The organism is Streptomyces sp. NBC_01210 (assembly GCF_036010325.1).
Taxonomy (GTDB): domain Bacteria; phylum Actinomycetota; class Actinomycetes; order Streptomycetales; family Streptomycetaceae; genus Streptomyces.
Genome location: NZ_CP108549.1, coordinates 3916942 through 3930809, shown reverse-complemented (window position 1 = coordinate 3930809; position 13868 = coordinate 3916942). Strand labels below are relative to the sequence as shown.

General features: G+C 69.2%; 12 protein-coding genes and 1 pseudogene. 7 read left to right on the top strand and 6 right to left on the bottom strand.

Annotation, left to right across the window (positions count from 1 at the left end; all coding sequences use genetic code 11):
- Window positions 1-102: 102 nt before the first annotated feature.
- From OG735_RS17635 to OG735_RS17620, 4 genes are all read left to right on the top strand, one after another.
- A complete protein-coding gene (locus tag OG735_RS17635; protein ID WP_327324139.1) occupies window positions 103-444 on the top strand; it encodes an SCO3933 family regulatory protein in 342 nt (113 codons plus the stop codon).
- A complete protein-coding gene (locus OG735_RS17630; protein WP_327324138.1) occupies window positions 444-1748 on the top strand; it encodes an FtsK/SpoIIIE domain-containing protein in 1305 nt (434 codons plus the stop codon). The genes OG735_RS17635 and OG735_RS17630 overlap by 1 nt, the downstream gene beginning before the upstream one ends.
- A complete protein-coding gene (locus tag OG735_RS17625) occupies window positions 1745-1939 on the top strand; it encodes a hypothetical protein (protein WP_327324137.1) in 195 nt (64 codons plus the stop codon). The genes OG735_RS17630 and OG735_RS17625 overlap by 4 nt, the downstream gene beginning before the upstream one ends.
- A gap of 265 nt (window positions 1940-2204) precedes the next feature.
- Window positions 2205-3605, top strand: coding sequence for a replication initiator (locus OG735_RS17620; protein ID WP_327324136.1), 1401 nt, complete (start codon window positions 2205-2207; stop codon window positions 3603-3605).
- A 127-nt stretch (window positions 3606-3732) separates the two neighbouring features.
- Here OG735_RS17620 and OG735_RS17615 read toward each other — a convergent pair whose 3' ends face one another.
- The 5 genes and pseudogenes from OG735_RS17615 to OG735_RS17595 all read right to left on the bottom strand — a co-directional run bounded on the left by OG735_RS17615 (window position 3733) and on the right by OG735_RS17595 (window position 8828).
- Window positions 3733-5178 (bottom strand): recombinase family protein, encoded by a 1446-nt coding sequence (locus OG735_RS17615; RefSeq protein WP_327324135.1) that lies wholly within the window; start codon window positions 5176-5178, stop codon window positions 3733-3735.
- 22 nt (window positions 5179-5200) lie between these two features.
- Window positions 5201-5938 (bottom strand): annotated as a pseudogene (locus tag OG735_RS17610) (EamA family transporter); the annotation flags it as partial.
- Complete coding sequence (locus OG735_RS17605) at window positions 5935-6423, bottom strand: YbaK/EbsC family protein (protein ID WP_327324133.1); 489 nt, start codon at window positions 6421-6423, stop codon at window positions 5935-5937. The pseudogene OG735_RS17610 and the gene OG735_RS17605, both read right to left, overlap by 4 nt.
- Before the next feature lie 62 nt (window positions 6424-6485).
- Entirely contained in the window at window positions 6486-8135 is a 1650-nt protein-coding gene (locus OG735_RS17600; RefSeq protein WP_327324132.1) for a penicillin-binding transpeptidase domain-containing protein, read from the bottom strand.
- A gap of 282 nt (window positions 8136-8417) precedes the next feature.
- The gene (locus tag OG735_RS17595) at window positions 8418-8828 is read right to left on the bottom strand and encodes an ATP-binding protein (RefSeq protein ID WP_327324131.1); all 411 of its coding nucleotides are present in this window, start codon (window positions 8826-8828) and stop codon (window positions 8418-8420) included.
- A 469-nt stretch (window positions 8829-9297) separates the two neighbouring features.
- Between OG735_RS17595 and OG735_RS17590 the strand changes: the two genes are divergently transcribed.
- From OG735_RS17590 to OG735_RS17580, 3 genes are all read left to right on the top strand, one after another.
- Complete coding sequence (locus OG735_RS17590) at window positions 9298-10596, top strand: hypothetical protein (RefSeq protein ID WP_327324130.1); 1299 nt, start codon at window positions 9298-9300, stop codon at window positions 10594-10596.
- A gap of 279 nt (window positions 10597-10875) precedes the next feature.
- Window positions 10876-11319: a hypothetical protein gene (locus tag OG735_RS17585; RefSeq protein ID WP_327324129.1), complete on the top strand. Its 444-nt coding sequence runs from the start codon at window positions 10876-10878 to the stop codon at window positions 11317-11319.
- Between the two features lie 8 nt (window positions 11320-11327).
- On the top strand, window positions 11328-12683 hold the full coding sequence (locus OG735_RS17580; protein WP_327324128.1) for a DUF418 domain-containing protein: 1356 nt from the start codon (window positions 11328-11330) through the stop codon (window positions 12681-12683).
- Window positions 12684-12937: 254 nt separating this feature from the next.
- Here OG735_RS17580 and OG735_RS17575 read toward each other — a convergent pair whose 3' ends face one another.
- Window positions 12938-13348 carry a DUF4913 domain-containing protein gene (locus tag OG735_RS17575; RefSeq protein WP_327324127.1) on the bottom strand — a complete coding sequence of 137 codons (411 nt, stop codon included), beginning with the start codon at window positions 13346-13348 and terminating at the stop codon, window positions 12938-12940.
- Window positions 13349-13868: the final 520 nt, after the last annotated feature.

Genomic DNA, 13868 nt, shown 5'->3' with positions numbered 1-13868 from the left:
GTGCTTGCGTTCTCACGTCAAGACATGCATGGTTATAACTCGTAAGGACGAGTGACGACAGGATCGCCTGGCGTCGTGAACGGCCAAGGAGGCCAACAACCCATGCAGTCCATACCTGTGGACACATCCCGGCTCGGCGTACTGCGGTGCGCTGTCGAGCCGGAAGCGAAGGTCAGCAACTTCGAGACGAAGGAGGTTAAGAAGGACCGGGAGGGCAACACGATCTACACCGTGGCCGTCATGGTCCGTCAGGAGGGCCGCCGGGTCTCGGTGATCGAGATTTCGGTGACCGGTCAGCCGAAGGGCATCACCGAGGGGACAGAGGTACGGGTAACCGGCCTGGAGGCATTCGCCTGGGCGATGGGCGACCGGCACGGAATCAGCTTCCGTGCTGCTGCTATCACACCCGTGCACGGCACCTCCGCGAAGGCTGGTGGTGCGTGATGAGTGCGATCCTGCTCGCCTTCGGGCTGGCGGCGCTCGCCTGGGTACTCGTGGTCGGCGATCTGCTGCGCCGAAACCGCCCCGCCTGGCACTGGTATCTCGCGGGGTACCCGGTGGCCGCCTGCCGGGTGTTGTTCACCTGGCGCAGAGTCGCGGTGCTCAACGACCTGGCCGTGTCCCGGCGTCCGTCGCGTGGGCTCCTCGGCGACCTGGTCGTCAAGGGCGAGCCGCTACGGCCCATCCCTCCGCGCATCTCGTTCCCGCGCGCGACGTGCTTCGGCCTGACCGTGCTCGTGCGGCTGCACGCGGGCCAGACCCCGGCCACCTACATGGCGGCGGCTGATGCGTTCGCCCACGCGTGGAGGGTCCACGCGGTTCGCGTCACCTCGCCGGAACGCGGGCTCGTACTCCTGACCGCCACGGGCAGTGATCCGCTGGAACGCCCTGGCCTGGCTTCGGCACCCGTCTCCCTGCTGTCCGCCGTCATCGGAGTTGTGGAGAGCGGACGTGCGTGGGTGATCGATCTGATGTTGGTGCCCCACTGGCTGATCGTGGGTGCCACACGGTCCGGGAAATCCACTCTGCTCGCCCGGCTCATCACTCAGCTTGCACCCCAGCGTGTCGCCCTGGTCGGCATTGACTGCAAGGGCGGCATGGAACTCGGTCTCTTCGCCGGGCGGTTGAGCGCGCTCACCACCTCGCGGCGTGAGGCGGTCGCGGTCCTCGGTGCGCTCGTCATCGACATGCAAGAGCGCATGCGGGTGTGCCGGTCGGCGGGAGTCCGCTCCGTCTGGGAACTCCCCGACAAGCTGCGTCCCGTGCCGGTCGTGGTGATCGTCGACGAACTGGCGGAGCTGTACCTCTCCGACGGGACGCGCGAGAGCAAGGCAGAGGCGGAACAGTGCTCGACGTTGCTCCTGCGGCTGGCGCAGCTCGGTGCGGCGCTCGGCATGCACCTGGTGGTCGCAGGGCAGCGCGTCGGCTCCGAGCTTGGCCCCGGGGTCACCGCGCTGCGGGCTCAGCTGGCGGGAAGGATCTGCCATCGCGTGAATGATCCCGGGACGGCTGAGATGACGCTGGGCGATCTCAACAAGGACGCGGTGATCGTGGCTCAGTCGATCACTGCGGAGGAGAAGGGTGTCGCGGTGTGCACCGGGCCCGATGGCGGCTGGGGACGCGCCCGGTCACACCTGACATCGACCGAGGAAGCGGCGAGTACGGCGATCAAGTGCGCGGCCATCACTCCCGAACTCCCCGGCGTGACCCATGCCTTGAGCGCCCTGGCGGGAGGTGATTCAGCATGACCGAGGAAGCAGCCATCCCTTTCGCCCTGATCTTCGGGATCATCGCCATTCTCCTGGTCCGCTCCCGCGATGTGAAGGCGTGGGAGGCGGTCATGATCGGCCTCTTCGGGCTCTACCTCGGCCAGGCCCCGGTCATCTTCACCGTGGACAGCCTCGTGACCTGGATCTTCTCCGGATTCACCCACACCTGACAGGGAGCTCTATGCCGATGCGCCGCGTGCGCTGCCCCGTCTGCAAGGGCGAGCGCTACCGCAAGACCCGCACCGGACACCGGCGGCGCTGCCGCTGCTGCCGGGGCACCGGAACCATCCGCTGACCCGACCAACCACCACACAACCCACAGGGAGTGATCGCCATGGACACAGCCCACCCATCCACCGTCCGTGCCGCCTCGGCGGCCCAACAAGGAAGGTCCCCACCATCACCGCCGAGATCACCTCGGCTGACAGACGCGCCGTGCTCGACCGCGCGGCGCGTCTGCGTCAGCTCACCGAAGCAGACCAAGACGCCATCCGCCTCGCACAGCACCCCCAGTTCGCCCGCTGGCTCGAACAGATCACCGCCACCGGCGGCTGCGCCCACCCGATCCATCTCACCGGCGCAACCACCATCCGAGACGCTCACAGCGCCGAGATCCTGCACCACTACGACACGACCGCAGAACCGGGCGAACGCCTCCTGGTCCGCTGCCGCAACCGGCGCGCCACCGTCTGCGCGCCCTGCTCCCGCCTCCACGCGGGAGACACCTTCCACCTGGTTCGCGCCGGACTCGTCGGCGGCAAGACCGTCCCCGACGACGTCCGCGAACATCCCCGGCTCTTCGTCACCCTCACCGCACCAGGCTTCGGCCCCGTCCACCACATCACGACTGGGACGGAGCGCTGCCGCCCCCGCCGCGATGCCGGGCACTGCGAACACGGCCGGTCCCTAGGCTGCCCCGCCCGTCACACCGACACAGACCCTCTTGTCGGACAGCCGCTGTGCCCCGACTGCTACGACTACCCGGGCCATGTCCTGTGGCACGCCCACACCGGCGAGCTGTGGGCGCGCTTCGCCCGTGGCGTCCGCCGTGCGCTGGCCTCGTCCGCCGGAATCGTCCAGACCCAATTCCCCCACCATGCCCGGCTCTCCTTCGCCAAGGTCGCCGAATACCAACGACGCGCGGCCATCCACCTCCACGCCGTCGTGCGCCTGGACGGCCCAACCGGTCCCCACGACCCTCCGCCGCCCTGGGCGACCGCTGACGCGCTGACCGCTGCCGTACACGCTGCCGCGCGGGCCGTGACGGTCCAGAGCCCCTACAGCTCGGCCATCGGCGAACACATCCTGCGGTGGGGAGCCCAACTCGACGCCCGACCGCTGCGCGCCTTCGGCGACAGTGAAGGGCTCGCAGATGACGCCGTCGCCGCATACGTCGCCAAGTACGTCACCAAGGGAGCGGCCGACACAGCCGCCGGCAACGACCACCGACTGACCTGCCCTGACGACATCGAAACCGCTCCCGTCTCACCGCACCTGCGATCCCTCATGCGCGCCTGCTGGCGCCTCGGCGGCCTCCCCGAATTCGAGCACCTGCGGCTCCGCGACTGGGCCCACACCCTCGGCTACCGCGGCCACATCCTCACCAAATCCCGTGCCTACTCCACCACCTACGCCACCCTGCGCGCCGAACGCGCCGACCACGAACGCACCGCCGCCGGAACCCAACTCCCCGACGACTCCGACACCATCACCGACGCCCACTGGCGCTACATCGGCTCCGGCCACACGCCAGGAGCGGCACTTGTCGCCGCCGGGGTCGCTGAAGACCTCGCCCGAAACCGAGAGATCGCCCGCGAGGAACTGGGGGCGATGTGATGACACGTCGTGATCCCGAGAAATGGGAACGAGCGGTGCAGCGTGAGGCGGCGAAGTTCCCGAAACGGATAGGGCCGAAGAGCGCTGCCCGTCTGGCGCGGCTCCTCGGCCCTGCTCCTCACGATCGCTAGTCCAGAGGGTTCGGCCTGATCTCCACTCGATCAGTGTCGAACCCTCGGCCTTTTGTGATCGCGGGATGCACTACGACGGCGGCGAACAGGAAGCGGTAGATGGCGTTCATCCGGCCGAAGTCTTCCGCTTTCTCCAACTCCTTCCAGTTTTTACCGGCGTTAGGTCCCACGATGCCTTCGAGGACGGCGACCGGACGTTGTACGGTCTTGCGCTGACGCTCCTTGATCCGCTTTACAACATCGGCGCGCATCGCTTGGTACTCGGCCGTCGTGAAGTCATCGTCACTCAGCCACATCTGGTTGAGCTCCTTCAGCCTCTGCTGATCTTTTTCCTCCGCGAGTACATCAGCATCGGAGCGCGCTGTGCTGGCGGGCTCCCGGCCGGACACATCAAGCTCCTTTAGAACCTTGATGGACACATCGCGGATGAAAGCCTCCAACGGCCCCGCTGAGACGGAACGCCCGCACTTCTGCTCGCCGTTGAGTGCCGCGCGAGTGCATCGGTAATACGCGTACCTGCCGTTCGTGCCAGCCATGCGCATGCCGCACGTGCACGTGGCCACTCCTCGCAGGAGGTAGTAGCGATTGGGTCGCTTGCGCTCCTTCTCGATACGCGCAGCCCGGTGCTTCCGGTGCTGCTGCACCTCATCCCACTGTCCACGATCGATGATGGCGGGCCAGGTACCGACTCCCACCTCTTCACCTCGGTGAATACGGACACCTGCTACGTAGTTCGACGAGAGAAGGTTGCGCACGTTTTCCGGCTCCCAGCGTTTGCCCTTAGAAGTCGGGATCTTGCGTGCGTGGAGATCTTGGGCGATTGCAGTGGGACTCTCCCCATCGAGGTAACGACGGAAGACCTCACGAACTATCTTCGCTTCCTCCTCCACGATCGCCCGTCCGTTCTTGGTGTAGCCGTAAGGGCGGTTGCCGATGTGCGGGTTGCCTCCCCTGGCCTTCTCCGCCAGTGCGTCCTTGAGTCGTCGGGAGGTGTCATCCGAAGAGCGGCACGCGTGTGCCACCTCAATACGCAGGATGAAACGGTCGTCCGGGTCGGAGAGATCGCGCCGGTTCGCCTCGCCGTGGAGCAACACACGTTTGTCGTCGGCGATGGAGAGAAGTTCTTCGAGATCCTTCGGCTGCCGCATGAGCCGATCCGGGTGGTAGACGATCACATGCCGGATCTCGCCTTCGCCCATGGCCGAGAGAAGATCATTCCATCCTGGTCGCGTGCGATTGCGCTGCCATGCTGAGCGGTTGTTGTCCACGAACACGTGCGCAGCGTCGACACGGAGCTGCAATCGCTCGGCGATCTCCCGGCAGATGCGTTCCTGGCGGTCTACGCCGGTCTGGTCCTCGTCCTTCGTGTGCGAGATCCGGCAGTAGATTGCCGCACCCTCGCCGGGGACGATGCTCATCCTGTTGCTCTTGGATCGGCTCATGCCAATTACTGTATTAACAACGGATGATTGACGACTCGCGCAGTGCCGCGATCGGAGCGAGCGGCGCCTTGGTCTGCGCCCACAGCACCAGTCCGTAGGCCGATACCGAAAGCAATGCGCCGAGGAGCCCGCCCGCGTACGGGCGCAGCTGGGCGAGCAGGCCGCCCCGGTGGACGTACAGCGTGTATGCCGGGATCAGCGCCCCCTCCAGGATCATCAGCCAGGCGATATAGCCGAGGGGCGTGCCCGAGGCGCGTACGCCGACACCGTCGACCACCGTGTACGCGGCGATGGACAGACCGGTCGCCAGCGCGGCCAGCAGCGCCGGCCAGTGCGGACGGGCCTCCGAGCCCCTGATGCCCCACAGGGCGACGCCCACCAGGCCCGCCGAGGCGATCGCCACGCCCGCCAGCTGCCAGCCGTTGAGGCTCTCGCCGACGAACAGCGCCGCGAGTACGGTCACCACCAGCGGCGCGGTACCCCGGGCGATCGGATACATCTGGCCGAAGTCGCCCAGAGTGAACGACCGCATCAGCAGCGCCTGGTAGCCGATGTGGAGCAGCGCGGAGGCGATCAGATACGGCCAGGCGGCGGCCTCGGGCAGCGGGGAGAAGCAGGCGAGCACGGCCCCGATCACCGTGCCGCCGCCGGCAATCAGTGTGAAGGCGACCAGCTGATCTCTGATGGTGTGGGCAAGGGCATTCCACGAGGCATGCGTGACCGCGGCTATCAGGACCGCCGTGGCGACGAGAACCGTCACGCCGTGCGCTCGCGCACGTCCACGAGCGCGCCGCCCGCGTGCGCGATCAGCGCCTTGGGATCGAGCGGGAAGACCGCGTGCGGGGTCCCGGCCGCTGCCCACACCACGGCGTGGTCGAGCAGTGCGCGGTCGGCCAGCACCCGGGTCCTGGTGGCGTGGCCGAAGGGCGGTACGCCGCCGATCGCGTAGCCGGTGGTCTCCCGGACGAGATCGGCGCCGGCCCGCTTGACGGACTCGGCGCCCAGCTCCTGCCGTACGCGCTCGACGTCCACCCGCGAGGAGCCGTCCATCAGCACCAGGACCGGCACTCCATCCGCCTCGAAGATCAGCGACTTGACGATCTCGCTGACGTCACAGCCGATCGCGGCGGCCGCCTCGGCGGCGGTGCGGGTCGCGTCGGGGAAGCGGCGGACCGGGACCTCGAGCCCCAGCTCGCGCAGAGCCTCGGCGAAACGGGGGTGCGCGTCGGTGTGGTGAGTGCTCATGGCCCGCACGCTAGCGGTAGCTGTACGGGCCATGCGAGCTGCTTTTCCGGTGGGCCGGCGGATCAGCGGGCCTGCAGCACCGAGGCGACCACCGGGCCTGCCGCGTCGCCGCCGTGCCCGCCGGACTGCACGACCGCGGCCGCCGCCAGATCGTCGGCGTATCCGGTGAACCAGCTGTTGGACTTGCCCTGACCATCGACCTCCGCCGAGCCGGTCTTGGCGCCCTTGTCACCGCGGACCCCGGCCATCGCGGCCTGGCCCGTGCCGTACTGCGCGGTGGCGCTCATCATCTCGCGCAGGGCACTCGCGATGGAGCCGGGCAACGGCTCCGCGGTGGCCAGTTCACGGTGGTCGAGGGACTGCGGGACGATCACCGGCTGGTGGAAGCCGCCGCTCTTCGCGGTGGCGGTGATGGATGCCATGTTGAGCGCGTTCATCGTGACCTTGCCCTGTCCGATGTACGAGGCCGCGGTCTCCGCACCCGCCGACTCGGGCACACTGCCGTCGACGGTGGCGATGCCCGTCTGCCAGTCGAGGCCGATGCCGAAGTACTTGCGTGCGGTCTCGCCCAGCGCGGTGCCGGCGATGTTCTTCTTGGTGAGGGGCTTGATCGCCTTGATGAATGCGGTGTTGCAGGAGCGGCGGAAGCTGTCCTTCAGAGTGCCGTTCTTGATCTCGAACTTCTTGAGATTCTCGAACGTCACGCCCTCCCACGAAACGGTCGGCGGACACTCCACCCTGGCGCCGGGGCCCTGGACGATTCCGTTGTCCATCAACATCGTCGCGCTCACGATCTTCATCGTGGAGCCGGGCGCCTGCGCGCCCTGCACCGCCGCGTTGAAGCCGCTCGCCGGGTTGTTGGCGATCGCCCGGATCTCACCCGTACTCGGCTTCACCGCGACGACCGAAGCCTGGGCGTACTTCTTCACCGCCTGCTCGGCGGCTGCCTGCACATCCGCGTCCAAGGTGGTGGTGAGCTTGCCCTCTTTGCCCTTGGTCAGGGTCAGCAGGGTCTGGTCGGGCGTGGAGGCGTTCGCGGACGAGATGACCAGTTCCACACCGGCGGTGCCGCCCGCGTCCTTGCCGTACTTCTTGCGCAGGCTGTCCAGGACGGGCCCGAGCGACGGGTACTTCTCCTTCGTCAGCTCCCGGCCACGGCTGTCGACGGCCTTGATCGGCGGGGCCGAGGCCTGGTCCGTCTTGAGACTGGTGCCCTTCGTCAGCTTCGGGTGAACCACGGTCGGCGCCCAGTCGACGAGCGGCCTGCCGGTGGTCTGCCCCCGCACCACGGTCAGCTCGGAGGCGTACGACCAGGGCTTGCTCTGCCCTTCGAACGTCACCGTCGCCTTGACGGTGAACGGCACCTTCGCGCCGACCGGCGTACCGGGCGTGATCACGGCGGCGGAGACACGGGCCTGATCGCGGTACCCGGCGAGCAACGGCTCGGCTTCGGCGGCGTTGTTGGTCAACTGCGCCGCTTCCGGAGCGTTGCCCCCGGCCCACGCCGCCAGGAAGTCCTTGGCGGTCTCGTTGATCTCGTCCGCGCTGGGCGGCCCGGTCTTCCTCGGCGCCGACGCGGTCTTGGCGTCGGTCCCGCCCTTGCCGCCACTGCCGGTCAGCCCGCTGTACAGGTTGTAGCCGCCGTAGCCCACGCCACCGGCGACCACCAGAAACACGCCGCCGACCACGGCGACTCTTGCTCCACTGCGCATTGCTGCGGTCCCCTCCCCCAGGAGCACATCTCCTTGACTGTGCCTATTGGAAAGCGTGTTCAAGAAGATGCGTCGCGTGCACTCTACGGGACAGGAGTGACGGGGGCGGTGGCCGTTATCGGACCGCGACGCTCGGGCCGGGAGCCGCGACGACCAGAGCGGAATCGGTCCGGCTTTCGGTGTGCGGCGTCCGGTAGGCGCGGCAGTCTCCCGGTTCCGCGGCGCACGCCGTCGGGCGGGAGATCGGCGGTCAAGGCGTGCCGTACGGCGGCGGGGCCGACGTCATCTCGGACGCCCCGAATTCTCCGGTACGAGGTCCAGCTCGGCCCACACCGTCTTGCGCGGGACGTGCCCCGGTGTGACACCCCGGCGATCGGCCGGCGCCTCGACGAGCAGCAGCCCGCGCCCCGACTCGCTGTCCGAGGAGGGCGGTTGGGCGCGAGGGCTCGGGAGGCGATCACCACGCGTGTCGGTCACCTCGATCCGGAGCGCGCTGTCGCCTTCCGTCGTACGGAGGTCGATGAGGAAGTCCCGGCCGGGCGGCCGGCCGTGCGTGGCCGCGTTCGCGGCGAGCTCGGCGACGAGGTGTTCGGCGTTCGTGACAACCCCGTACGGCAGGTCCCAGTCGCTCAGGTGCGCACCGGTGAACAGGCGGGCGAGGCGGGCGCCACGCGGTGTGGGGGAGAGGCGCACTGCTGGACGTTGCCCGTCCCCGGCCCTCGCACCACCGCAACCGCCTCGATCGCGCGCTGAACTGGTCGCGCCGGCGACGACGGCACCAGGCTGTCGCACGCCGCTGGCACTACCAACGCCGGACCCACCTCGTCCGGAGGAGTCACGAACCACCGCCCCAATGACAGACCGTCAGTCCGCCAGGCGCGACAACAGTGGCACTGACCAGCAGAAATGGAGAACCGCTGCTGGAGTACCAGCCGGTGCCCGGCCACTCGTCCCGGCCGCTGCCGGAGGGTCGGGGTGAGCCACCCGACGGACCTCGGATCCGCGCGCCGATTCCGAGGACCTCCGGCCGTCCGATCCCCTGTCCCGCCACCGGCTGAACCCTGTCCGTACGGGCCGCGTTGTGGGACCGAAGCCGCCGGAGCATGGCGCAAGGCCCGGCGGCACAGAAGGCCACATCCACAATGCCGAGGGAGGATTGGCAGTGACCACTCCGAATGATGCCGTAGCCCAGTGGGACGAGCAGACCCAGCGGACCTACTACAGCGTGGGCGATCGGATCGTCGGCTGGCAGCAGCAGGGGTCGTACTACAGCTACGACGCCGACGACGCCGGCAACCACTGGATCGGTTTGTACAACGCCGACCAGTCAACGACAACCTGGTGGCACGAGAGCGACCCCGTGAATCCGTGCTACGTCACCGATGCGCAGGGGCAGCAGGTCTGGTCGGCCTACACCGCCGGCGCCGAGCAGCAGTACGGGACGGCCCCCGACGACCTGGGCAACTCCGACGGGCAGGGCCCGCAGGCCGCTCCCGCTCCGGACGTCCCGCTCCAGGACGCACCGCAGCGACCGCACCTCAGCAAGCTGCGGATGGAAGCCATGAACGACGTGTTCGCGCCGGGGCGGGGCGTCTTCGTCAAACCGATCCTCCTGGTGAACGGCCAGCACGTCCCGGTCGCCGACGGCGCCGTCTTCAGCGCGGGCGACCCCGGGGGCGGGTACGGCGACGGGGACTCCTACGGCGCTGTCCAGGTACCCGGACTGGGGCAGGAGATGACGGTATCGGCCAGGGACGCGGAGGTCGGCGCTCTCGACGCGGTGCACAACTACCTCGACCAGAACTATCCGCCGAACTCCGCAGCGAGGGGCGCGATCAGCGATCTCAAGGTGGAGTTCGTCAGCAACATCGGTCCTTGCAACGGCTGCAAGTGCCGTTTCCAGGAGTTCGCGGAGAACATGAAGCGCGAATTCCCCCAGGCCCGGATCGAAACAGACGCGGTCTACCACAAGGGCAACGGCACGCGGTTCATGAACAACTACAACCGCGGGCCGGTCACCCAGTATGGATACGCGGGCGAGGTGCAGGCCTTCACCAGCCACGCGGCCCGGGAATCCGATTACCCGTTCGTGTACTACAAGAAGGCGATCGAGCCCCGCGCCCCTGTTGATCAGATGCGCAACGTCGGAAATTCCCAGCATCTGATGGATGCCGCCGGAATCAACCTGAATGTGACCGGGGACATACCGACGACTCCGACCAACCCGGCATCGGACAGTTCCTCCGTCGGCTCGAACTCGCCCCGCTTCCCGAACGGTTCACCCGGCAGCGGTTTCCCGGACCAGGAAGCAGCCCCCAGCGTCGCCGCGGCGGCGAGCCTCCGGCTTGGAAACTCCGGCCCTGTCCCGCAGCAGCCCCAGCACCAGTCTTCCCAAAACCAGTCGTCCCGGCCCGTCGAGGCCCCGCCCAGGGCCAGAGGCGGCGGCGCACCAGGCCACTAACGCCCCCGCCCTCCCGCGGCGCCCGGGTGCGCCCCGCGGGAGGGGCGGGTGGGTGCGGCAGGCCCGGGGCCCTCTCACCCGGGCGCGGTGTGCGGGGTGGCGACTTCTTCATCGTGCGCTCCTCCCCGTTCATCGTTGGGCACGCCGCCCTGCGAGGGTGGCCGGCAGCACCGCATCCGTGCCGGCCGGGGCGGAGTTGAACTGTTTCCCGGACGATCCCGTTGTGGGTGCGGACGGAGGCCGTACTGCCGCCCTGGCAGTCCGAGACATGGAGGCGTCGTGAGTGTCCTGAAGGATCGAGGGGACGGAGTGGACCGGCCGGGGTCGGCCGGCTTCGTCCCGTGGCTGATGACTCTGGTGGCCCTGACCCCGTTGGCCCTCACCGCCGCCTGGCTGGGCGGCAGCCTGGGTGTCGCGCTGGTCGGCCACGGCTGGAACCCGCCGCCGTTCTCCCTGGACTCCCTGACCGCCCTGGTCGGCGGTGGGACGGGTGCACTGTGGCCGGGGGCCCCGACAGGTGCGGTGGTGGCGGGTATATCAGCTCTGGCCGGTGTCCTGTTCGCGGCGGCCGCCCTGTGCTTCTTCGCTGTGGACGGGGCGTTCGCGGCCATGGCCACTCGCCGGTCCGCGGACACCGGCTCCGCTCACGTGGGGGAGCACACCCCGGCCCCGGTGCCCGCCCGTGGCTCCGACGCCCCGACCGCGCCCCCCTCGCATCCTTAGCGACGCGCGTGTCCACTCCCCCGCGCCCCGATACCGCCGCAAGGCCGGCCCGGATCGGCGATATCGACGTACTGCGCGGCTTCGCCCTGCTCGGCATCCTGCTGGTCAACGCGCAGATGATGGCGGGCCCTTACACCGGCGTAGGCGGCGGCCCGGACGCCTCGGCCGTCGACCGTGGTGCCGCCTGGGTGGTGACCGCGCTGGTCGCCACCAAGTTCTATCTCCTCTTCTCGTTCCTCTTCGGCTACAGCTTCACCCTCCAGCAGCGTTCGGCGGAACGCGCGGCAGCCGCCTTCGCACCGCGCCACCTTCGCCGCTCGGTCGTACTGTTCCTGCTCGGCCTCGCCCACGCCGTACTGCTGTACCCGGGCGACATCCTGATGACGTACGCGGCCCTCGGACTCGTGCTGTTCGCGTTCCGCACGGCGCTACCCAGGATCGTGCTGCGGATCGCGGCCGGCCTCCTCGGCGCGGTCGCCGTCCTGCTCCTCGCCTACGGCCTGCTTGTCCTCTCCACGACCGAGCCGGTCCGGCCCGAGGGCCTCGCCACCGTCGCATCCGACTCCGTGGCAGGATACCGAGGCGGTCCCGGCTCGGTGGTCATGGCGAATGTGCGGCTGCTGCCCCACGCGCTCGCCGGGGATCTGCTCTTCGCCGCCGACCTGCTGGCGGCCTTCCTCACCGGCCTCGCCGCGGGCAGGTGGCGGGCGCTGGCCGACCCGGACCGCCACCGCGCACGGATGAAGCGGATCGTCCACCGCGGGCTGCCCATCGGGCTCGCCGGCGGGGTGTTCATGGCGGTGTGCTCCAACGGTCCGCTGGACAACCGCTGGTTCTACGTCGGCAGGGCGGCCGGGATTCTCACCGCGCCGGCCCTCACCGCCGCATACGCCTGCGGGCTGCTGTTGCTCGTACGGACCCGCGCGGGCCGCCGGATCGGCGACGCGCTCGCGCCCGCCGGGCGGATGTCCCTCACCAACTACCTCACACAGTCCCTCGTGCTGGCGCTGACCTTCACGGGCTACGGCCTCGGCCTGTACGACCGCGTCGGCACCGCGGTCGTGCAGGCGGGCTGTCTCGTCCTGTACGCCACCCAACTGGCCCTCAGCGCCCTGCTGCTGCGCCACACCCGATACGGGCCCGTGGAGTTCCTGCTGCGCGGGGCCACTCGGGGCAAGCGCCCGCGGGCACATGGGGCGACGGCGGACGACAGCCGACGCGCTGAAGCCCCGGCAGCCCCCGTAACCGGTTGCAGTGCCCGGCAGGGCGAACTGCCGCGAGCCGACGGCCAGGACGTCGATCCTGGGCACGGACCCCGCGGCGCGCCGGGCCACCGCCCCGGCGCCGGGTGTCAGCGCCGGTAGGGAAGGGAATCCGGGACGTGCGGACTGGCCCCGGCCCAAGCTGGTGTGACCGCTCGTCGTGGAGCCGGGCGTCCTGGGCGACCCGGACCCCAGGACCGCCATCTCAGCGATCGAGCGGGCGGTCAGGCAATCGGGCGATGGCTTCCGCCGGTTGTCCGTACTCCTGGTGACAGTCGTCAGCGCCGCCCCGAACTCGTTCCAGTCCGAGGCCGACGCAGCAGCACACGCCGCCCGGCGGGTTCTACCGCCGGGGTTCATCCGTCGGACGCGTCCGTGTGCGGTGCTTCCTTGGCACGGTGCGCCCCCGGCTTGCAGCCGGCGAACGGACCGGCGGGATCTCTCAGCGTGGCCATGACATGCGTGAGGTAGTCCCGGTGCCAGACGGCGGGTCCGGTCATCCCGGCCCCCGGGGCGGTCAGTTCCTGCCAGGCCATCCACAGCCCGTACAACTGGGCCACGGCCTCCTTGTGCTCCCACCACCGGGGGCACCACGGGGCGGTGGACGTCGTCTCCCTGCCGTAGACCGGGATGAGCAGATGGCGCACCCAGAGGCTCAGACGACGCAGCGCCTCGTCGTGCAGCGGGCCGTCCAGATAGAGGATGAACTGCGGCTCCTGCTGCTGTGTGCTCCCGGTCGGTTCGGCGCTCTCGACGGCACTGGTCATCTCGGGTCCGCTCCCGCACGTAGTTCGGCTCACTGGTGGTCGGTACCGGCACTACGCGGGGGACTCCCGAAGCGGTTCAGCTCTCTGTTCCGGGGCGGGGACACCGGCGCTCGCGTCCGCCGACGCGGCATCGGCGAGAGCCACGGACGCGCCCGGCCCGTCCGTTGAACCCCCCATCGCCCGAACGCGTTGTGGTCACCAGCGGTGATCCCCTCACCGCTCAGTCACGCATCACAGGGAGGGCGGCAGCACGCCGCGCCGCCGGGGTTCCGTGATCGCACGGCCCCGCCGGTCAGCGGGACACCGACAGTTCCTCGGCCACCTCGCGGCGGAGTTCGGTGAGTTCGGCATAGGCCAGTTGCCGGGCACCCGGTGGGGTTCCGGTCCCGGTAGTCGTTCTGAGGCCGGGTACGCACGGCGGTTCATCCCGGAGACCGGGCGCGTGCGGGGGAGTTCCCTGTCGAACCGCACGGACTCCGCGTCCGAAATTACTTCCCAACGGACATCCACGTACACGACA